Origin of the sequence: Flavobacterium procerum (assembly GCF_042431625.1) — a bacterium.
GTDB lineage: Bacteria > Bacteroidota > Bacteroidia > Flavobacteriales > Flavobacteriaceae > Flavobacterium > Flavobacterium procerum.
In genome coordinates this window covers 1-20,781 of sequence record NZ_JBHLYW010000015.1, presented here as the reverse complement: position 1 = coordinate 20,781, position 20,781 = coordinate 1, and the positions used below count along the sequence as shown (strand labels likewise).

Annotated in this window: 19 protein-coding genes; 6 read left to right on the top strand and 13 right to left on the bottom strand. The window is 32.1% G+C overall.

All coding sequences use genetic code 11. The annotated features are described in order from the left end of the window. The first annotated feature begins 45 nt into the window (after positions 1-45). Genes ACFFLS_RS18935 through ACFFLS_RS18920 form a run of 4 tightly spaced genes read left to right on the top strand, consistent with a single transcriptional unit; the run spans position 46 to position 2,417 of the window. Positions 46-813: a DUF2185 domain-containing protein gene (locus tag ACFFLS_RS18935; RefSeq protein WP_379684153.1), complete on the top strand. Its 768-nt coding sequence runs from the start codon at positions 46-48 to the stop codon at positions 811-813. 10 nt (positions 814-823) lie between these two features. Continuing rightward, positions 824-1,231 carry a hypothetical protein gene (locus tag ACFFLS_RS18930; RefSeq protein WP_379684154.1) on the top strand — a complete coding sequence of 136 codons (408 nt, stop codon included), beginning with the start codon at positions 824-826 and terminating at the stop codon, positions 1,229-1,231. Continuing rightward, positions 1,221-1,964 (top strand): DUF6597 domain-containing transcriptional factor, encoded by a 744-nt coding sequence (locus ACFFLS_RS18925; RefSeq protein WP_379684155.1) that lies wholly within the window; start codon positions 1,221-1,223, stop codon positions 1,962-1,964. The genes ACFFLS_RS18930 and ACFFLS_RS18925 overlap by 11 nt, the downstream gene beginning before the upstream one ends. Positions 1,965-1,994: 30 nt before the next feature. Then, positions 1,995-2,417, top strand: a complete 423-nt coding sequence (locus ACFFLS_RS18920) for a VOC family protein (protein ID WP_379684156.1) — start codon at positions 1,995-1,997, stop codon at positions 2,415-2,417. Between the two features lie 51 nt (positions 2,418-2,468). Here ACFFLS_RS18920 and ACFFLS_RS18915 read toward each other — a convergent pair whose 3' ends face one another. From ACFFLS_RS18915 to ACFFLS_RS18880, 8 genes are all read right to left on the bottom strand, one after another. Further along, positions 2,469-3,224 carry a hypothetical protein gene (locus ACFFLS_RS18915; protein ID WP_379684157.1) on the bottom strand — a complete coding sequence of 252 codons (756 nt, stop codon included), beginning with the start codon at positions 3,222-3,224 and terminating at the stop codon, positions 2,469-2,471. Between the two features lie 80 nt (positions 3,225-3,304). Beyond that, positions 3,305-5,584, bottom strand: a complete 2,280-nt coding sequence (locus ACFFLS_RS18910) for a helix-turn-helix domain-containing protein (protein ID WP_379684158.1) — start codon at positions 5,582-5,584, stop codon at positions 3,305-3,307. 95 nt (positions 5,585-5,679) lie between these two features. Beyond that, entirely contained in the window at positions 5,680-6,255 is a 576-nt protein-coding gene (locus ACFFLS_RS18905; protein WP_379684159.1) for an OmpH/Skp family outer membrane protein, read from the bottom strand. A 229-nt stretch (positions 6,256-6,484) separates the two neighbouring features. Continuing rightward, positions 6,485-7,333: a class I SAM-dependent methyltransferase gene (locus ACFFLS_RS18900; protein WP_379684160.1), complete on the bottom strand. Its 849-nt coding sequence runs from the start codon at positions 7,331-7,333 to the stop codon at positions 6,485-6,487. A 216-nt stretch (positions 7,334-7,549) separates the two neighbouring features. Continuing rightward, positions 7,550-9,421: a tRNA uridine-5-carboxymethylaminomethyl(34) synthesis enzyme MnmG gene (mnmG, locus tag ACFFLS_RS18895; protein ID WP_379684161.1), complete on the bottom strand. Its 1,872-nt coding sequence runs from the start codon at positions 9,419-9,421 to the stop codon at positions 7,550-7,552. 654 nt (positions 9,422-10,075) lie between these two features. After that, on the bottom strand, positions 10,076-10,516 hold the full coding sequence (locus ACFFLS_RS18890; RefSeq protein ID WP_379689585.1) for a hypothetical protein: 441 nt from the start codon (positions 10,514-10,516) through the stop codon (positions 10,076-10,078). 343 nt (positions 10,517-10,859) lie between these two features. Beyond that, on the bottom strand, positions 10,860-11,279 hold the full coding sequence (gene ybeY / locus ACFFLS_RS18885; protein WP_379684163.1) for an rRNA maturation RNase YbeY: 420 nt from the start codon (positions 11,277-11,279) through the stop codon (positions 10,860-10,862). Further along, positions 11,276-14,668, bottom strand: coding sequence for a coiled-coil domain-containing protein (locus tag ACFFLS_RS18880; protein WP_379684164.1), 3,393 nt, complete (start codon positions 14,666-14,668; stop codon positions 11,276-11,278). The genes ybeY and ACFFLS_RS18880 overlap by 4 nt, the downstream gene beginning before the upstream one ends. Positions 14,669-14,887: 219 nt before the next feature. Here ACFFLS_RS18880 and gltX point away from each other — a divergent pair, with 219 nt between their 5' ends. Next, positions 14,888-16,393, top strand: coding sequence for a glutamate--tRNA ligase (gltX, locus tag ACFFLS_RS18875; protein ID WP_379684165.1), 1,506 nt, complete (start codon positions 14,888-14,890; stop codon positions 16,391-16,393). A 34-nt stretch (positions 16,394-16,427) separates the two neighbouring features. Here gltX and ACFFLS_RS18870 read toward each other — a convergent pair whose 3' ends face one another. Further along, the gene (locus ACFFLS_RS18870; protein WP_379684166.1) at positions 16,428-17,405 is read right to left on the bottom strand and encodes a hypothetical protein; all 978 of its coding nucleotides are present in this window, start codon (positions 17,403-17,405) and stop codon (positions 16,428-16,430) included. A gap of 132 nt (positions 17,406-17,537) precedes the next feature. On the opposite strand from ACFFLS_RS18870, the gene ACFFLS_RS18865 reads away from it, so the two are divergent. After that, positions 17,538-18,521 carry an SPFH domain-containing protein gene (locus ACFFLS_RS18865; protein WP_379684167.1) on the top strand — a complete coding sequence of 328 codons (984 nt, stop codon included), beginning with the start codon at positions 17,538-17,540 and terminating at the stop codon, positions 18,519-18,521. A 19-nt stretch (positions 18,522-18,540) separates the two neighbouring features. Here the strand turns inward: ACFFLS_RS18865 and ACFFLS_RS18860 are convergent, their stop codons facing one another. From ACFFLS_RS18860 to ACFFLS_RS18845, 4 genes are all read right to left on the bottom strand, one after another. Beyond that, entirely contained in the window at positions 18,541-18,795 is a 255-nt protein-coding gene (locus tag ACFFLS_RS18860; RefSeq protein ID WP_379684168.1) for a DUF6327 family protein, read from the bottom strand. Positions 18,796-18,800: 5 nt separating this feature from the next. Further along, positions 18,801-19,151: a competence protein gene (locus tag ACFFLS_RS18855; protein WP_379684169.1), complete on the bottom strand. Its 351-nt coding sequence runs from the start codon at positions 19,149-19,151 to the stop codon at positions 18,801-18,803. Between the two features lie 76 nt (positions 19,152-19,227). Beyond that, on the bottom strand, positions 19,228-19,554 hold the full coding sequence (locus tag ACFFLS_RS18850) for a YtxH domain-containing protein (protein ID WP_379684170.1): 327 nt from the start codon (positions 19,552-19,554) through the stop codon (positions 19,228-19,230). Between the two features lie 79 nt (positions 19,555-19,633). After that, positions 19,634-20,113 (bottom strand): hypothetical protein, encoded by a 480-nt coding sequence (locus tag ACFFLS_RS18845; protein ID WP_379684171.1) that lies wholly within the window; start codon positions 20,111-20,113, stop codon positions 19,634-19,636. Positions 20,114-20,781: the final 668 nt, after the last annotated feature.

Sequence of the window (20,781 nt, the reverse complement as noted above, 5' to 3'; positions counted from 1 at the left end):
TCACGTGGAAAACATTCATTTATAAATCAATACAAACAAAATCACATGAACTTCTTCAAAAAGAAAAAAACAAATAACAATCCTAATTTTGAAGATTTCCCAGAAATCGGTGGTCTTATGGTTTCTAAAATGGTTGTCGACCAAAATAGTAAACCTAACTTCTTGTATCGCGAAAAAAGGACTCGTCCAGAAGACAGCGGCTGGAGAATTTTTACAGGATTTGAGTCTGAAGAATACAACAATAATTCTGATAATATCGGAATATACCATCCGTCGACAATTCTAAAAATAGATCCATCTCTTGAAGAAATTCTGTTGAAAGGAGTCGGATCTGTTTACGAAAGAACCGATGACAAATCGGAATGGTATAGGGTTACCGACTTCGAATTAGAAGACGATTTCCTGACAACACATCAATTAACAGATAAATGGAGCATTGAAATTAATAACCTCTTTGAACGAACGATAGAAGAAAACGGAACTTTGTATTACACCACTGGAGATAAATCTGTGAGGTTAGATATTTGGGAATCGGAACAAAACAAAGAAGCACTTTATGAAGAATACCAACTGAATATCAAAAATCGAAATCAGGAAATTTCTAAAACATTGCAAACCTTCGAATTCTCTGACAATGATGTTTCCAGAATTGGATATCTTATTCAGGAAACGGAAGAGGAAAAAACCTATCATGTCGTTTTCGGTTTTTCACTGATTGATCAAATGATTCTAATGAGCGCTTTTTATTTTGATGAAGAATCTGATTTTGAATGGGCAATAGATACCTGGAAAAATATCAAACTGATAAAGTAACAACGGTTTCATGAAGAATAAATTCAGAAAAATAGTAATTGAAGATTTTCAGTATTTGTACACTCTAACAGACAAATACCATTCGGAAAATCAAACCAATACACTTACAATCAGGATATTTTTAAAAGATTACAAACAGAACGCATTGGTGTTAGATTTTCTCACTATTGATCATCCATACATGGGGCAAATTTTAAAATCTGGAGTTGCCTTAAAAAACATACTCACTGATACTGTTGACATTGTAAATCTTAACGAACCAAAATATATTCGTCAGCTTATTTTGCATGCGAAAAAAAACGGCTGGCAAGGACATTCTAAAATTGATAAACAAGATGGACTAAGTTATTTAGCCGCATTAGGATATGAAGTACAAATCTTAATCCCAAATCAAAGTAAAAGCTTCCATGAATTATAAAGAAATAAAGGCAACCGGAATTTTAAGCGATTTTGTACAATCCTTCTGGTATTATGAAACTGCAGAAACAACAGTAAACCACACTATTCTTCCCGATGGCTATTTTGATCTTATTGCCGAATTTGAAAACCAAACTTTAACCAAAGTAAAACTTACCGGAATCTGGACAACGCCAAAAGACATTCAAATACCTAAAAACACTACTTTTTTTGCCATCAGATTCAGACTACTAGCATTGGAATATTTTTTTAAATCAGAAATCAAATCCATTTTAGATACCACACAAAATTTACCATTATCCTTCTGGAATCTAGACTCTTTTGCCTTTGATGAATTCGAAAAATTTGCAACTGCTGTTTCTGAAAAGCTAAACTCAGAAATCAACAGATTTTCTGAAATTGACAACCGAAAACTAAAATTATTCGAATTTGTATATCAGCATCAAGTAAAAACGGTTGCGGAAATTTCTAATCAAATCTTTTGGAGCAGTCGGCAAATCAATCGCTATTTTAATTCCAAATTTGGGATTCCGCTTAAAGAATTTCTAAAAATCGTTCGTTGCAATGCTTCTTATCAAGAGATTTCAAATGGAAATCTCAAACCACAAAACGATTTCTTCGACCAAGCGCATTTCATAAAAGAAATCAAAAAATATACTGGAGCTACACCAAAGGAACTTCACAAAAACAAAAACGACCGATTTTTACAATTATCAACGCAGGAAGAACAATAATTTTGGGGCTTAATTTCTAATTTCATTCAAATGAAAATAAGCAAACTATCACCCAATTTTGAAGTAAGAGACATCAGAAAAAGTGTTGAGTTCTACACGCAATATTTTGGTTTTAAATTGATTATGGCAGTTCCGGAAAGTCAGGACGGCGTAGATAACACAATTTATCCCGAAAAAGAATATGTATATGCCATGATAGAGCAAGGTCCTGTTGAAATTATGCTCCAGCGCTCGGATACTTTTAGGTCTGATATTCCTTTTTCTGAAGGAATGCCAATTGGAGCAACTGTATCTTTTTATATGGAAGTTGAAGGCATACAAAATTTGTATCAAAACCTTAAAAATGAAAAACTTGCAGTTACGAAACTCCAAAAAACCTGGTACGGAATGCAGGAGTTTTACATAAAAGATCTGGATGGGTACATCCTGGTTTTTGCGGAAAAAACAGAATAAATAAAAAAACACTTTCTCTAAACAAGTCAGAGAAAGTGTTTTCTTTAAATTTTACTCTTTTACGATTTTAGCATTTTGTTCTAAAATCGTTTTTTTATTTTGGTAAATCGTTAAAGTTGCCGGTGGAGAATCTGACTGGCCCAAAACGATGATGTAACATTGATAAACAAAATTTCCACTTTTGAATTCGAAATAGCTGTTACCCCCACTTCCATCTGGAATCCATTTTCCATTTTTCAAAATCAAATCTGGTTCTTCGCTCATGCTCTTTTTGATTGACCAAGAGGCATAACGGTATTTTTGATTTCCCAAATCATCAATTCTGATTCTGAATTTGCTGGTTTCCAAAACATATAGCGGTTCTTTAAATTCTTTGATAGAAGAATGAAGTTTTGATTTTTCTTCTGCAATTAATTTTTCTTTGTACACTTTCTCTTTTTTAGAAATATGATTGATTGTCTTTAGTTTACCATCTTCTTCAAACCAAATTGTGCCGCTATTTAACATAATACCGCGCCAGCCTACTTGCTCCCAATTTTTTGCCGGATCAGAATTTACAATCTCTTTTTTGAGTTCTTCATCAAAAATTTCGTTGTAGCGTTTAATAAATTCTACCTTGTTTTTGATGGGCGGAATTGGAGTATCACGTCGCAACGGATATCTAATCATTTTCGCAACTTCCTCTTTTCGGTCGTTTTTAACATTTTCGATAAAAGTTTTAATAAACTTTTTATATTCAGGTTTTAAGTCCTGACTGTAAAGGCATTGCCCTACAAGAACAAGTATAATCAATAATAATTTTTTCATTCTTTTTTAGTTTCTAAGATTCTGAGGTAGTAAGTTTTTATCTAACGCTTAACTTTCTAACTTTATTTTCCAACAAAAAATCAATTCAGACTGGCTTTAAACATTTTAAGTTCATCCCAGCTAAATTCGTCTCCGTATTTTTCTTTGAGAGGACTTAGCGATTCTTCCTGATAAAATTCAAATGCCTCACGAAGCGCCAGGATTTTCTCGTACGGAAGCACATCTGTGATTTCTATTTTTTTAGCCTGAATTAGTTTTATTAAATGCAATTCTATAGTCTGCACATTTAATTTACGCATTCTCGCAATATCTTCGATAGAATTTTTCTCAAGCCAGAGCTTATAAGTTTCCTCAACCGTTGTTTTTTTGACCGATTTAGAGACGTTTTCCGCGGCTTTTTTCGGTTTGTACCTGATAACGGGCTCATCGAGCTTAAAAATGTCTGTATTCGTCAATTTTAGGTCTTCTCGAACCTTTTCTGCTTTACTCGTCTTGTAATTCTTTATTGCTGGTGACGAAAGTTTCTCTTTGCAAATTGTTTCACGTGCAACCACTACTTCAACCAGCAATTTGGCTTTCATCAATCCTAAAACTGCTTTTGTTTGGAAGTCTTCGAGAAATGAAAGCTCTTCATAATACTCTTTTACTTTCTTAAAATTCTGAATTTCAGTCATTTTATACATTAAATCGTACACCAGCCTGTCCATTTGTTTGAAAAAATAGTCATAGGCAGCGTCTACTCTTTCTTTCACAAAAACCATATCCACAGTCTCTTTGCTGAAAATTTTCTGAAGCTGTATGATGAATTTTTGTGAAGGATCCATCAGCTGTTCCATCATTTCCAAACGTTTATGTGCCCAAACTGCATGTTTCGATTTTTCGGAACCCGTTGTATTTTCGTTATAACTGAATCGATGATTGCGCCATTCTTGAGTCAAATTTCCCCATTCAAAGCTGTTTTTCAAATAGTTAAGTATAAAATTTTTCGTTTCAAAATGAAGCGAATTCTTCAAAACATCTTCAGAAGCCTTGTTCATCGCATAGTCCATAACATCCTGATCATTCGAAATACCGTTCATCTGTATTTTTGAAAGCAAAATAAGCCCGTTTAACGAACGCAAACGGGAAAGTGCTACATAGGCCTGCCCCGGCAAAAAAACTTGCGATACGTCAAGCGCTGCTTTGTCAAAAGTTAATCCTTGACTTTTGTGCACCGTGATTGCCCAAGCAAGTTTAATCGGATAATGCGCAAAAGTTCCCAAAACCTCTTCCTCGATTTCCTTCGTCTGTTCGTTTACCTTGTAGCGAATATTTTTCCATTCATACTTTTCAACTTCAATTGTGGTATCTTCTTCTGGAAAATGAACAAAAATTTCTTCATCCGAAAGTGACTTGACAATTCCCATTTTTCCATTGAAATATCTTTTTTCAAAAGACAAATCATTTTTTACAAACATGACCTGTGCTCCTACTTTCAGTTTGAGCTCTTCTTCAACAGGAAAAATTTTCTCTGGGAAATCGCCCACCACAAATGGCTGAAAAATATATTCTTTTCCGCTAAGGTCTGAAATACTCTGATTATTGATTAAATCGGCTTTTGCATTGTGCGTCGTCAAGGTTATAAAACCTTTATTGGTTTTCAAATCGAAATCGGGCTGGACATACTGATTTAAAACTTCAATATCTTCTGGCGTAATTTTATTATTGCGCAGATTGTTGAGAACTGAAATAAATACATCATCGGTCTGACGGTAAATTTTGGACAATTCGATATACAGTGGCGGATATTGTTGCACCACATGTGAATGAAAAAAGAATTTCCCTTTATAGAAATTTCGAAGCGTTCTCCATTCTTCATCTTTCACGACCGGCGGAAGCTGCAGCAAATCTCCAATAAACAAAACCTGAACACCGCCAAAAGGTTGTGTATTTCTTCGAACCGTCTGCATCATAAAATCGATTGCATCGAGAAGATCTGCGCGAAGCATACTCACTTCATCAATAATCAGAAGTTCCATATTCCGAATTACATTTCGCTTTAGATTATTCATTTTAAAATGACGGCGAAGTGTTTCTTTATTCTCAAACTTTACGGTTTCTGTAAATTGCGGACTTGCTTCAAACGATGGAATGAAAGCTGAAAAAGGAAGTTGAAACATCGAATGAATTGTAACACCTCCGGCATTCAAAGCGGCGATTCCGGTTGGTGCAACTACGACAGTATTTTTATGCGTTGTTGCGATAATTTCGCGCAATAAAGTCGTTTTTCCCGTTCCGGCTTTTCCAGTGAGAAAAATTGATTTTTGAGTTTGATTGATAAACTGCAATGCATAAGCAGCAGCTTCTGAAACATTTTCCATTTGGTTGTAATAAAAAATAAATTTACCAAGTTTTATAAAAACAAAAAACCTAAATCTTTCCGGATTTAGGTTTTTTAGCTTTTATGTATTTTCTACTATTTTTTAGCTTCTTCTTTCACTTCAGGTTTAGCCTCAGTTTTTGGTTCAGCTTTATATTTTTCGTTCAAAGCTTTAATGATTTCTTTTGTGATATCATATTTATCTTCTGCGTATAAAACTGTAGCTGCATCACCTGTTCCGTAGATGTAAGAGTAACCGTTTTTCTTTCCGTAATCTTTGATGAATTTTTTAACTCCACTAACAAGAGAATCCATTTCAACACCACTTTCTTGTTGTAATTGTTGTGCCAATGCTTGTTGAGCATAACCTAATTGTTGCTCTCTTTTTTGCAATTCAGCTCCTCTTTGTTGTGCCCAAGCTTGACCGTTTGCTTGTGCTTGACTTTGAAAACTAGCAGCGTCTTGTTTAAAACGTGTAATTTCAGCTTGTAGTTGTCTTCCTTTTTCTTCTGCCTGAGCTTTGTATTTTGCTTCCAGGTCTTTTGCTTCAGTGTACTCTTTCATTAAAACTGAAGTATCTACGTAAGCTGTTTTTACTTCCTTAACTTCTGCCGTTTGTGTGCAAGAAACTGCTAAAGCCGAAAGTGCGATAATTACCAATGCTTTTTTCATTTTTTCTGAATCTCTATTTTTTAATGTTTAAGACAAAAATATAAAAAAAAGTATAGCCTCAGCATAAACTTTAAAAAATGCTGAAAATTTTAGCGTATTGTTTTTATTTATCGAAAAAAAATCAGCAATAATCAGCCCTTATGGAAGCTCAAAATTCAAATTTTTGCATAAAAAAACCGTAAAAACAGTTTTTGGATGTTATTACGGCATTCTGAATTTTTATGTTTTTCTATTTATTTTTCAACACGTAAATATGCGAAGAATACTCTTTTGTTTTACCAGCTTTCAGATTTGATTTTAATCCAATCCAGAATGCTTTTATAAAATTCATTTTTCCTGTTTTATATTTCTCCGAAAGCAAGCTTACATAAAACGAATCAAATTTCATTGGCAACACTTTTAGTAATTTCATATTCTCTTTTTCAAAAAGCGTATGAATTGATTTTTTAGAAAAATGCCAAAAATGAATCGGTACATCATATGCTGCCCAAAAAGCGCCATAATGATTTGCGTCAAAAGATTTGTAATTTGGAACCGCAACAATTAAAGTTCCAGTTGGTTTTAATAAACGCTTTAATTCTGAAATCTGAAATTCAAGATTTGGCACATGTTCTAAAACATGCCACATTGTAATAACATCAAACGAAGCATTTTCTAAAATACTTATTTCTTCAACAAAAGATATTCCTTTTTGCTGAGCGATATTTTTTGCACGATCACTTGGCTCGACTCCGACAGTTTCCCAACCGTTGTTTTTTGCAGTTAATAAAAAATCACCCGTACCTGCTCCAATATCTAAAATTTTTCCTTTTGCAGGCTGTTCAGAATTTATCAGATTGAGTTTATTTTTTAAGGCGATGTTTTTTACGAAGTGATATGCTTTTTCAAAAAGCGAACGTTTATTATCGGTATGCGAAATATAATCTTCGCTTTCGTAATATTTTCCAAGATTTTCAAGACTTGGTTGTGGTGATGTAATCAGCATGTCTAAATCTTCATCATAATACAAATCGAAAATTTCCTGAGAAACAGAATGGTCTTTTACGGTAAGAAAGTGTTTTTTATTTAAAACGTTCATTTTTGAATAATGGATTTTATAATTTGATTTTTTCTTTTAGGTTTTGGTTTCGTTTAATTATTTAAAAAAATCTAAACACTGATTATTACCTCACTGTTTAGATTTGAGTATTTGATAAAAACGTTTCACGTGGAACATTTCATTTTTTTTGTTTCAAGTTCGAAGTTTCAAGTTCTTTTAGTTTAAACTTGAAACTTCGAACTTGAAACAAAAAAATTATCTTCCCATATAAATCAAAAGCACAGATATATCACTTGGTGATACGCCGCTGATTCTTGAAGCTTGCGAAATGGTTACAGGACGAATCTTGCTTAATTTCTGTTTGGCTTCAATTGACATTGATTTGATTTTGTTATAATCGAAATTGTCTGGAATTTTCACTTCTTCCAAACGATTTAGTTTATCAGCATTATTTCTTTCCTTTTCGATATATCCGGAATATTTTACTTGAATTACCGCTTGCTCTACAATTTCTTCATCTAGACTATTTTCTTCGATATAAGCCGAAACTTTTTCAAATTTCAACATATCTTCCAATTCAATTTGCGGACGAGAAAAAATCTTGAACATTTTATCTCCTTGCGAAATTGGCGCAGATTCTTTTGCTTCTAAAATCGGATTTGTTTCTGCAATAGTCACACTAGTTTCTTTGAAGAACTGAACCATCTTTTCAGACTCATTCAATTTCTTTTCCATTCTTCGTAAACGAGCTTCAGAGGCTAAACCAATTTCGTATGACATTGGAGTCAATCTGAAATCGGCATTATCCTGACGCAACAAAGTTCTATACTCTGCTCTCGATGTAAACATACGATATGGTTCTTCTGTTCCTTTCGTAATTAAGTCATCAATCAAAACTCCGATATAAGCTTCATCACGTTTTAAAATCAATGGATCCTTTTCGTGCACTTTTAAATGGGCATTTATTCCGGCCATCAAACCTTGAGAAGCTGCTTCTTCATATCCTGTTGTTCCGTTAATCTGTCCAGCGAAATATAAACCTTCAACTAGTTTCGTTTCCAAAGTATGTTTCAATTGTGTCGGTGGAAAGAAATCATATTCGATTGCATAACCAGGTCTAAAGAATTTCACATTTTCAAAACCTGCTACCGAACGAAGCGCTTTGAATTGAATATCTTCAGGAAGCGAAGTTGAAAATCCGTTTACATAAACTTCACAAGTATTCCATCCTTCTGGTTCCACAAATAATTGATGACGTTCTTTATCTGCAAAACGATTAATCTTATCTTCAATCGACGGACAATACCTTGGTCCTAAACTTTTGATTCTTCCGTTAAACATTGGAGAGCGATCAAAACCTTCTCTCAAAATATCATGAACATCCAAAGACGTATACGTCATATAACAAGAACGTTGATGCGTTAGCGGAGAAGTCACATCTGAATAAGAAAACTTATCTGGTTTTGCATCTCCTTTTTCTTCGTTCATTTTAGAATAATCCAAAGAACGTCCATCTACTCGAGGTGGCGTTCCTGTTTTCATTCTTCCAGCTTCAAAACCTGCTTTAATCAAATCTTCTGTAATTCCCGTTGCAGCACTTTCTCCTGCCCTACCACCTCCAAATTGTTTTTCTCCGATATGAATCAAACCATTCAAAAAAGTACCATTTGTCAAAACAACAGATTTGGAATGAATCTCCACACCAAGCGAAGTTCTAATTCCTTTTATCTTTCCATCTTCGATAATCAACCCTTTTACCATCTCTTGATAAAAATCAAGATTTGGAGTTGCCTCCAACATCATTCTCCATTCTTCTGCAAAACGCATTCTATCGCTTTGAACTCTTGGCGACCACATTGCAGGTCCTTTTGATTTATTCAACATTTTAAATTGTATCGCAGTTTTATCTGATACAATTCCGGAGTAACCACCAAGTGCATCAATCTCACGAACAATTTGTCCTTTTGCAATTCCACCCATAGCAGGATTACAAGACATTTGTGCAATGTTCTGCAAACTCATTGTAACCAATAAAGTTTTGGATCCCAAATTTGCAGCCGCAGCCGCAGCTTCAGATCCAGCATGGCCAGCACCGACCACAATAACATCGTATTCTTCTAAAAACATTTTGTTTTATTATTCTCCAAAAACCGCTAAAGCGGTTTCTAGAATTACATTTACCTTTCTTTTGTTCCACGTGGAACTTTTATTTTTGTTTCAAGTTTCAGGTTTCAAGTTTCAGGTTCAAATCAGAATCTTTAAATCTTGAAACCAAATTAAACGTTCCACGTGGAACGTTTAAAAACTTTTTATTTCAAACTAGAACTTCCAAACTAGAACTTCCAAACTAGAATTTCCAAACTAGAATTTCCAAACTAGAATTTCCAAACTAGAATTTCCAAACTAGAATTTCCAAACTAGAATTTCCAAACTAGAATTTTCAAACTAGAATTTCCAAACTAGAATTTCCAAACTAGAATTTCCAAACTAGAATTTCCAAACTAGAATTTCCAAACTAGAATTTCCAAACTAGAATTTCCAAACTAGAATTTCCAAACTAGAATTTCCAAACTAGAACTTTCAAGCTAGAACTTCCAAACTAGAACTTTCAAGCTAGAACTTTCAAGCTAGAACTTTCAAACTAGAACTTTCAAGCTAGAACTTCCAAACTAGAACTTTCAAACTAGAACTTCCAAACTAGAACTTCCAAACTAGAACTTCCAAACTAGAACTTCCAAACTAGAACTTCCAAACTAGAACTTCCAAACTAGAACTTCCAAACTAGAACTTCCAAACAGAACTTCCAAACAGAACTTCCAAACAGAACTTCCAAACAGAACTTCTAAACAGAACTTCCAAACAGAACTTCCAATACAGAACTTCCAATACAGAACTTCCAATACAGAACTTCCAATACAGAACTTCCAACACAGAACTTCCAACACAGAACTTCCAATACAGAACTTCCAATACAGAACTTCCAATACAGAACTTCCAATACAGAACTTCCAATACAGAACTTCCAACACAGAACTTCCAATACAGAACTTCCAATACAGAACTTCCAACACAGAACTTCCAACACAGAACTTCCAACACAGAACTTCCAATACAGAACTTCCAATACAGAACTTCCAATACAGAACTTCCAATACAGAACTTCCAATACAGAACTTCCAATACAGAACTTCCAATACAGAACTTCCAATACAGAACTTCCAATACAGAACTTTCAATACAGAACTTTCAATACAGAACTTTCAATACAGAACTTTCAATACAGAACTTTCAATACAGAACTTTCAATACAGAACTTTCAATACAGAACTTTCAATACAGAATTAAAAATCATGTTCCACGTGAAACATTTATTTTAATCAATATAAAAAAATATCAATAACGTTTCACGTGGAACAATTTCTTTATCCTCATTTTACAAACGTTCCACGTGGAACGTTTGTTTTAAGTTTACAATATTTAATGTTTCACGTGGAACATTTTAATATATTTAAATCCTAAAAAGGTTTCACGTGGAACTTGTTTTATTTTAAAAAAAAGATTTATATTACTGTTCCACGTGAAACATCTTCATCTTTTCTTCTTCTTTCTTTCTCATCAATTCTGCATCTTCTTCGCTTTTGTCTTTATATCCGCAGTAATGAAGTATACCATGAGATAGTACTCTTTTAAGTTCTTCATCAAAAGAAACACCGAAGTCTTTTGCGTTATCAGCAACACGTTCTACAGAGATGAAAATATCTCCATTTAACTCGTTACCAACAGTATAATCAAAACTAATTATATCGGTTAAAGTATCATGATTAAGATATTCCATGTTTATTTTATGAAGATATTCATCATCACAAAATATATAGTTTATCTCTCCCTCTTTTTTCTTTTCTGAAAGAATTACAGCACTTAACCATTCTGTAAAAGCTTCTTCGTTATCTAAAGAAAAATCAGTTTCGTAATTAAAGTTTATCATTTTGTATTGAAATATTCTTGAACCTTTTGATTAAAATTCGCGCGCAAAGGTAGTGATTGTCTATTTAAAATCTCGACACTGTTTAAATATTCTAATAATGAGCTAGGTAAGGCATTTGAACGATTCGTAAATTCAGTCTTATTCGTTTCCGATTGACGCTTTGTATCTTGTCCTTGTTCCTGAACAGCGTTGTTTAATTTTAGTAACTCTTGTTCAATATTCAAAATACGCTGAAGGTTTTCATTCTTAAATCCTTTGTTCAAAATCTGTTTTTCAGATTGTTTCATTTGGTCTATAACAGACCTTCCTTGATAATCTAAACCTTTCTTAGCAAGTTCCTTTTGAAGCGCTTCACGAAGCTTAACTTGTTCTTTGTAAATTTCCATAATGGCTTCAGCATCTCCTTCACCATCTTCTCCATCCTTGCCTTCGCTACCCTTATTTGATCCTTGATTTCCTTGTCCATTTTTTCCTTTACCATCTTTTCCCTGCCCTTCTTTGCCTTTATCATCTTTGCCTTGGTTTTGTCCTTGTTGTCCAGAACCTTCTTTACCTTGTTGTCCTTCTCCAGGTTTACTTCCAGATTTTATTCCGTCTTTCATTTTATCAGCAAGACCTTTTTGTTTCTGAATAATATCTGGTAATTGCATTCCTTGTCCGCTTCCTGGTTTTGGTTTACCAGCTCCTGGTTTAGGCATTGACATCTGCATGTTATTTAATAAATCACTTAAGAAATCTGCCAGCTTATTAGCAGACGAAACTGCGTACTGCTGATGCGAAACACCTTTTGGAATCTGTACATCGGTTAAAGTTTCAATAGCTTTATCCATACTATATTGTACATTTCCTATTTCTTTGGTAACGTCTTCTGCAACCTTTGGATTACGAAGTGACAAGGCAAACAAACTATCATCTACATGTCTAAACTGTTGTTTTAAATTCTGCTGAATTTTAATATTTTTAGTGAATGCAGAAGAACCAAGTTTCATCGATTTAAACTGTTTCATTACATCTTCCTGTGATAAAGAATAAGCCAAAAGGTTATCTAGAATCTGACGAAGCATTGCAACATCTTCTTCCATTTGCTCTTGTTCTCCACCTTCCATTCCGGCCTGCATTTGCTCTGCCATACTTTTCATTTTCTTAGAAGCGCTCTTCTGTTTTTGTTTTGCAGAATCTGTGTTCTTTTTACTCAATTCTTCTGAAGCTTTTTGAAGGTCATTATCTACATCTTTTTCTTTTGAAGCATCAGACGGAATATCTAATGGCGCTTTTAGACTTTTATTCTCTTCTTTCAAATCCTTTAAATCTTCTTTTATTTTATCAAAAGATTTATTAATTTCATCTTGCTTGTCTTTAGTGTTTTCTTTGTCCTTATTAGATAACTGTTCTTGTTGCTCTGCAAGTTTATTAAGTTTTTCTCCAATCTGTTCTGCTTTTTTTTCTACATAAAAACGTTTGGTTAATTCGACCAGTTGTTCTAAATTACGAGATTGGTTTTTACTGATTTGTTTGAACTTTTCCATCTTATCAAACAAATCTTCACTGTTTAATTTGTCGTTTAGATTTTTTAATTCATCTAATAATTTTTGATTTTTATCTAAATCCTTCTCTGCATTATCTAAACGCTTCTGAAGGTCCTCTGCAGTTTTATCTTTTTTATCAGACTTAAACTTGTCCAAATTCTGATTCATTTTTTCTGCAAACTGCTTCATCATTTCGTCTTGTTGTTTCTGACGTTTGATGAAATCTCCAATCTTCTGTTGGTCTTTAAATTCTAAATTATCTTTTTCTTTTCCGCTGTTCTGAAGCTTTTCCATTTCAGAAATCTGCTTCGTCTGATTCTTTAAAGACTTAGACAAACTATTGATATTGTTGTTTTGTTGTTGCAATTCTAAATCTTGAACTTCATCTGTAGTTGCAATTCGATCAGAGAAAACGGTAGACTTTGTACTCTTGAAATTGTGCGGTGCATCGTTATCAAAAACTTCAAAATAATACTCATAAGACACTCCTTCTTGAACAGGAAGATTGCTTGGAAAATTAAAAACAAACTGATCAAATACTCCAGACTTTACTGGGATATTTCCACGCTTAGCTGTCTGCGGTTTATTACGTTCGTAGTACACAATCTGTAATTTTGAAATACCATAATCATCACCCAATCTTCCTAAAATATAATTCTTATCAAGCTTTAAACTATCGGGCGCAGGGCCAACATTTATCGTTGGAAATTGGTCTTTGATTACAGAAAGCTGGTAATCTAATTTTTCATAGTTTTTTACCTTATTATTTGAAGTAAGAATTTGATATTCTGTGTTTTGAGTTATTAATTTAGCCAATTTAAAGTCATTTTCGCTCTTAGAAAATTTAGAAATACTATTATCTTGTTTCCATACAATTTCATCTGTAGATTTGGTATTCATTTTCCAAGTTATCGTAGTTCCTTCTGGTATTATTGCGTTACCAGTTCCTTGAATAATATCACTTTTCTTTTTTAGATAAGCAGGAAAATTTAATACCATTTCGAAGTCAGCGATAGACGGAACTGTGATAACTTTCAATTCATACTCATCAGAAACAACTGCATTTCCTTCAAAAGAAAAGGGAACATTTTCTACAGGTTTTTCAATTCTGAATTCGAACTTTCCAGGTTGAGAAGATTCCATAAAATAACTTTCACTGCCAATATGAATCATCACATTTTCTGGAACAACATTTCCAACAGATTCTATTTTTACAACAAAATCTTTGTTCTGTTCTGTCTGCAGATTTGAATTTAAAACCACAAATTTAAACGGAGCCGGAGGTAAGAAAGCCGAATTAAAATTGACAACTCTATTTAAACTCTGCGAAATAACATTGCTATTTCCTGAAATATAAAACACTGCAAAAAGCAAAATTGGGATAAGTGCTAAAGGCAAATATTTTTTGTTTGTCTTATAATTGATTGCATTTCCAAAAGGAATCGGTTGCAAAGAATTTGCTTTTTGCTCTATAGAAGCAAGCATTAATTCTGAACTTTCACCAGAATTTCCATTTGAAGAAAGCTGTAAAAAGTTCGTCAACTTATCACTTACTTCTGTAAAATGATTTCCAATAATAGCCGAAGCCTGATTGTAATCTATTCCTTTTTGAAGTTTGAACAACTTAAAAATCGGAAATACTATAAATCTAAAAAGCAGAAATACTTCTACTCCTATAAACAACCAGAATAAAAATGTTCTTCCTAAAGGTTTGAGCCAAAGAAAATATTCTACAAAAAGCGTAAACAGAAAATACAATAACCCGAATCCGATAAAAAGAAGTCCTCCTTTTATCAATTCATTCATGTAATATTTTCTAATAAAAGCCTCTAATTTTTGATATATAGCTGATGAAGTTTTCAAAATAAAATCTCTTTAAATTATAACCCATAAAAGTAATAATTTTAATTAGATAATGATCAATTAGAAAATTAGTCAATTAAGCTTAACACAAGACATTATCTAATTAAACACATATTTAAAAAATTAAATAATTAAACTTAACACAAGCAGATTATCTAATTTTCTCATTATCTAATTTTCTAATTCAGAGTCGTATCTTTGTCACAAAATTTTAAACAAATGTCAAAGCAAGTTCGTGTGCGTTTTGCACCAAGTCCAACAGGACCATTACATATCGGCGGAGTTCGTACTGCCCTATTTAATTATTTATTTGCAAAAAAACATAACGGTGTTTTTTATCTGAGAATTGAAGATACAGATCAGACTCGTTTTGTTCCTGGTGCAGAGGCTTACATTATGGAAGCTCTTGAATGGCTAGGAATTGCTCCTGAAGAAACTGTTGGAAAAAATGAAAAATTTGGTCCGTACAGACAAAGCGATCGTAAAGAACTATATCAAAAATATGCTGACCAATTGATTAATTCGGGTTGGGCATATTATGCTTTTGATACTCCAGAAGCATTAGATGCTCACAGAAAACAACATGAAGCTGAAGGAAAAACATTTATTTATAATCATCACAATCGTGAAAAATTAGATACTTCTTTAGTAATTTCTGCGGAAGAAACTGCAAAAAGAATTGCCAATGGCGAACATTATGTAATTCGTTTTAAAACTCCGGTTGATGAAACTTTACATTTAAAAGATATCATTCGTGGTGATGTTAAGTTTGAAACTAATCTTTTGGATGATAAAGTTTTATTCAAAAGTGATGGAATGCCGACATATCATTTAGCCAATATTGTCGATGACTATTTGATGGAAACTTCACATGTAATTCGTGGTGAAGAATGGTTGCCATCGATGCCACTTCATGTTTTATTGTATAGAGCTTTTGGTTGGGATGCCCCGGAATTTGCACATTTACCTTTGATTTTGAAACCTATTGGAAATGGAAAATTATCAAAAAGAGATGGAGATAAAATGGGATTCCCTGTATTTCCTTTAGAATGGAAAACTGAAGAAGGCGTTTCATCTGGTTACAGAGAAAAAGGATTTTTCCCGGAAGCAGTTGTAAATTTTCTAGCTTTACTAGGATGGAATGACGGAACTGACAAAGAATTATTTTCTCTTGAAGAATTGGTTGAAGCTTTTGACTTGAACAGAGTTCATAAAGCTGGAGCTAAATTTGATCCAGAAAAAAACAAATGGTTCAATCACCAATATTTAGTAAAACAAAATGATGCTGATTTAGCGAAGGACTTCTCTCCTATTTTAGCTGAAAAAGGTGTTGATGTTTCTAAATATGACATTACAAGAATTGTTTCTTTGATAAAAGAAAGAGCAAATTTCGTTTCAGATTTTTGGGATTTAACCGATTTCTTTTTCCAGACTCCAACATCTTACGATGAAAAAGCAAGCAAAAATTGGAAAGAAGAAACGCCAGCTTTAATGCAAGAATTGATTTCTGTATTAGAAAATATTGAAGATTTTACTTCCGTAAATATTGAAACAATTGTAAAAGATTGGTTGACTAAAAACGAAATCGGAATGGGTAAAGTAATGCAACCTTTCCGTCTGAGTTTGGTTGGAGCTCTTAAAGGTCCTCACCTATTTGATATTGTGGAAATCATTGGAAAACAGGAAACTATCTCTAGAATTCAGAAAGCAATTTCAAGTTTATAAGAATAAAAAAGCTCCCAAATTTGGGAGCTTTTTATTATATTATTTTTGCATCTGCCATGACTTTAAATTCACCTTCTGTTAATTGGTTTGACATATTTGCTCCCCAATTCATGGCACCTGGCATGTACAACCACAATATTTCATTTGTTTCACAATCTACAATAATTTTAAAATATACTATAGTAGACATAGAAACGAATGCAGCATTTGTTTTAACAATTCCATACGGAGCTGTATATACAACAGCTGTATTTTTAGATTTGTTAACCAGCGCATCATTTAATTCTGATTCAGACACGAACTTTAAATCACCACCATAATTTTTTATTGCTGCTTCTTTTGTTCTGCCCTTCGCTAACATATTATCCTCAACTAATAATGTTTTTCCTTTTAATTTAGATACATTTTCTTTAGCCATTTTTTCAGCATATTTATCAAAATTTAAAACTTTGTCATTGGCAATAATCCAATCTACGTTGGCTTGTAAAATTGTTAAAGCATATTTGTAATCTGCTTCAGATAAGGATTTGTCATTATTTAAATTTCTTGATGGCAAATAAATTTTTGAGTCTGTTTTAATAATGTTACTCTCAATTCTTGTAAATGCTAATGCAGGAACATTTTGATTTGTTTTAGCTCCCCAATATCCTTTGTCATTTAACTGAACTAATCTTAAAACGGCATACGATTTATTCTTTTCTTTTTGTAAAGCCTTAATTTCAGAAACTGTCTTAAATTCCATTTTATCGGTAAATGTCCAATACTTTTGAGCATAAATTTTAAAATCTCTATTAAAATCTATTATAAACTTTTTATAGTCTGCAAGGTCTGCAGCAAGTTTTGGTTTACTTAATTTCTTTAAAGCATCCTCATCCTCTTCAAGTACTTCAACAATTAAAGGACGTGTTTTTAATTGTTTAAGTTCATCAGGATCGGCATAAAAGCTAACATTTATCTGAGCCTTTGATGCAAAAGAACTTAATAATAAAAAGTAAAATAGAATTTTTTTCATAAAATTTGTTTTTTGGGTTAAAATTTAAACCAAATTTAGTATAAATTTTAACAAAAGAATTCATCTAAGAAAATATAAATAAATATTTAATTCGTAATTTACCAAAATCATAAAACATAAATTAATATCACCATGAACCCAATTTTAATTATCTTTTTAGTAGTAGCTTTTTTCATTTTCATGTCTTCCTTCTTTACAGTAAAGCAACAGACTTCTGTAATTATAGAAAGATTTGGAAAATTTCTAAGCGTTAGAAATTCAGGATTACAACTTAAAATTCCTGTGATGGACAGAATTGCTGGACGTGTAAATCTTAAGATTCAACAGCTGGATGTTATCATCGAAACCAAAACTAGAGACAACGTTTTTATCAAAATGAAAGTTTCTGTTCAGTTCAAAGTAATTCAAGAAAAAGTATATGAAGCTTTTTATAAACTAGAATATCCACACGATCAAATTACTTCTTATGTTTTTGACGTAGTTCGTGCCGAAGTTCCAAAACTAAAATTGGATGATGTTTTTGAAAGAAAAGATGATATTGCTGTTGCAGTAAAACGCGAGTTGAACGAAGCAATGTCTACTTACGGATATGATATCATCAATACTTTGGTTACTGATATTGATCCAGATATTCAGGTAAAAAATGCAATGAACCGAATCAACGCTGCCGATAGAGAAAAAACTGCAGCTGAGTTTGAAGCAGAAAGTTCAAGAATTAGAATCGTTGCAAAAGCAAAAGCCGAAGCAGAAAGTAAACGTTTACAAGGACAAGGTATTGCAGATCAGCGTCGTGAAATTGCAAGAGGTCTTGTAGAAAGTGTTGAAGTCTTAAACAATGTCGGGATTAATTCTCAAGAAGCTTCTGCCTTAATTGTAGTTACACAACATTATGATACTTTACAAGCAATTGGAGCTGATGCAAATTCTAATTTAATTTTGTTGCCTAATTCTCCACAAGCCGGAAGTGACATGCTAAATAATATGGTAGCATCGTTTACAGCATCAAATCAAGTGGGCGAAATGATGAAAAAACATAATAAAAAAGTAGAAAAACCTAAACCAAATCATCCGCAATCTGGATATGAAGATGATATTCAACCAGATGTTCAATCATAATTTAAAATAGAAAAGAGGCTTAATTGCCTCTTTTTTTATTTATAAACCAATTGATGATAAAAGGTATAATGGATTGTAAAATTTGTGGAAACGAATTTTTGATATAACTTGTATAAGATGAAACAAATCCGTTTACTATTTTTTGCGGTGTAATGCTTTCTTTAGTTCTCTGAAAACTCAAAATCAATTTCTGATAATTAATCTCTTTCTCCAATTTTAAGATTTCCAAATCTCTGTCAATTTCAGCATAAGACGTGTACTTTTTCTTTTCCATAAATCTTAATCGTTAAAAAATATTTCTGAAAATTTCTCTAAAATCGGACCTTCGACCATCTTGTCTTTTATAAAGAAAAGTAAAATAGTAAACACTAAATAGATTCCTCCTACTGTCAAAAACCCAAGTGCATTACTTTCGAACAAAGAACCAAAAGCATATGCTGCCGCAAAAGATCCAAAAATTAAAACCATAGTAAAACAAACTAAAATCAAAGTAAACTTAAAAATTAAAGTTGTCGATTTCATTGCTACTTTAAAACCCCAAAGTTTATAGTAGGCCAAATGACTATCAAGATAAACTTTAGTCTGTTCCTGGATTTTTTCGGTATTTTCTTTTAATTCTTCGAAAGGCATAAGTGGAATTTTTTAAAATAAAAAAGCACAAAACTTCCTTATAAAATAAGCAAGTAATGTGCTTTGTAATTTATTATTATTTCTGAAATTTAGCGTTTTGCGCTTTTAAGTCTGCTAGTTTAGATTCTAAAAAAGTAATTACTTCTTCTGTTTTATGACTTACATTTGAAAGCAAATCATTTAAAGTTCCATCTAGATTTTGAGTAGCATCTGCAAATTTTTCACGAAGAACTTCAGAACTTGCTTCAAATGAATCTTTTATATTATTCTTCGTATCATCAAAACCTTCCTTAATTTTTGCTCTGGTTTTAGATCCTTTATCAGGTGCAAATAAAATTCCTATTGCTGCTCCTGCCGCCGCTGCCGCTAAAATAGCCGCTGCTGTATTTAAATTTTTAGACATACTTTTAAATTTTAAATGAATATTTAAAGTTACAATTTTTAGAAATATAAACTGCTGATCAAATAATTTTTACAGAAATTTAATACACATAAGCAACTGCTTCATATTTTCCATTGTCTTTTTCAACAATACTCACAAACGGATAACCATTTGAAGCAGACTTACTTTTGATTCTCATTGCCGTTTGTTTCTGATTTGCAATTGGCGGTTCGCCTTTTGTCCTTGTCGAAACTCCTGTAAAACTTGCTACTTGTTTCAGTCCAACTGTTTTTTCCTGAGGAAGAACAGTTACCATTTTGTAATCATCTTTTGAATCAATAATCACTTTATCAGAAATTTTCTGAGTTTGTTTTGATTGCTTATTCGTAATAGATGAAACAGCATGTTTGCTAATTTTGATTTCTTCAGAACTTCCGTTCAACGAATAATAAATTAAACCATTTTCATTTTTAATGAAATTTACATCAAGTTGTTCTCCATTGTGTTTTGTAATTTGATGTGTTTGTGAAATTGCAACATTTGCAAATAATAACGCTAGTGTGAAATATAAAATTTTCATGATAATTAGATTTAAATTAAAAATTGTCAGATTTAGAAATTTAAAAACTAAACTTTCACACAAATTCAACATTATGGAATTTTGTACATTATGATACAACTTGAAAAATATTTTTTACGAGAAATATTATCAAAACTACATCACAATAAAAATGAGAACATAAAATTGTCTTTTTGGGAAATCAGCTTTGAAAATCTATTGTAATAAAAACTATGAGTTTCTAAAAACAATAAATTTCAACTTAGATTCTTTACGGCAAATTTTAATTTTTTACAAAAATCATCTCTGACTTAAGTATTGAGTTAAAAATAGCAACTTTATAAACAATTGTGTGTTAACAAGCCGTTAAACTGACTAAAATATCAGTTAAAAGTTAAATAAAGACGCTAAATAAATAATAATTTAAAAAATGAGTTATATATCGATTAACTTAAAAAAGCGTCTTAAATTCAATTTATGAAGGTTAAAATTAATCTATAAAAACTATTATTTTACATATTATAATCATTTTTATAAATAATAGTCAAAAACTAAATTTTATAAAAATTAATAATCAAAATTTATTAATAAAAAGATGAATAGAAAAAATCATAAAATAATTAAAAACTATAATTTTAAGCTTTATTGTCAATTTTATAAATAATAGTTAGAAACTAAATTATATAAAA

Coding starts and splice junctions, on each gene's coding strand:
- ACFFLS_RS18845 (WP_379684171.1), bottom strand. CDS start 20,113: ATGAAAATTTTATATTTCACACTAGCGTTATTATTTGCAAATGTTGCA.
- ACFFLS_RS18865 (WP_379684167.1), top strand. CDS start 17,538: ATGAACCCAATTTTAATTATCTTTTTAGTAGTAGCTTTTTTCATTTTC.
- ACFFLS_RS18900 (WP_379684160.1), bottom strand. CDS start 7,333: ATGAACGTTTTAAATAAAAAACACTTTCTTACCGTAAAAGACCATTCT.
- mnmG (WP_379684161.1), bottom strand. CDS start 9,421: ATGTTTTTAGAAGAATACGATGTTATTGTGGTCGGTGCTGGCCATGCT.
- ACFFLS_RS18930 (WP_379684154.1), top strand. CDS start 824: ATGAAGAATAAATTCAGAAAAATAGTAATTGAAGATTTTCAGTATTTG.
- ACFFLS_RS18920 (WP_379684156.1), top strand. CDS start 1,995: ATGAAAATAAGCAAACTATCACCCAATTTTGAAGTAAGAGACATCAGA.
- ACFFLS_RS18915 (WP_379684157.1), bottom strand. CDS start 3,224: ATGAAAAAATTATTATTGATTATACTTGTTCTTGTAGGGCAATGCCTT.
- ACFFLS_RS18905 (WP_379684159.1), bottom strand. CDS start 6,255: ATGAAAAAAGCATTGGTAATTATCGCACTTTCGGCTTTAGCAGTTTCT.
- ACFFLS_RS18910 (WP_379684158.1), bottom strand. CDS start 5,584: ATGGAAAATGTTTCAGAAGCTGCTGCTTATGCATTGCAGTTTATCAAT.
- ACFFLS_RS18870 (WP_379684166.1), bottom strand. CDS start 17,405: ATGAAAAAAATTCTATTTTACTTTTTATTATTAAGTTCTTTTGCATCA.
- ACFFLS_RS18925 (WP_379684155.1), top strand. CDS start 1,221: ATGAATTATAAAGAAATAAAGGCAACCGGAATTTTAAGCGATTTTGTA.
- gltX (WP_379684165.1), top strand. CDS start 14,888: ATGTCAAAGCAAGTTCGTGTGCGTTTTGCACCAAGTCCAACAGGACCA.
- ACFFLS_RS18860 (WP_379684168.1), bottom strand. CDS start 18,795: ATGGAAAAGAAAAAGTACACGTCTTATGCTGAAATTGACAGAGATTTG.
- ACFFLS_RS18935 (WP_379684153.1), top strand. CDS start 46: ATGAACTTCTTCAAAAAGAAAAAAACAAATAACAATCCTAATTTTGAA.
- ybeY (WP_379684163.1), bottom strand. CDS start 11,279: ATGATAAACTTTAATTACGAAACTGATTTTTCTTTAGATAACGAAGAA.
- ACFFLS_RS18850 (WP_379684170.1), bottom strand. CDS start 19,554: ATGTCTAAAAATTTAAATACAGCAGCGGCTATTTTAGCGGCAGCGGCG.
- ACFFLS_RS18855 (WP_379684169.1), bottom strand. CDS start 19,151: ATGCCTTTCGAAGAATTAAAAGAAAATACCGAAAAAATCCAGGAACAG.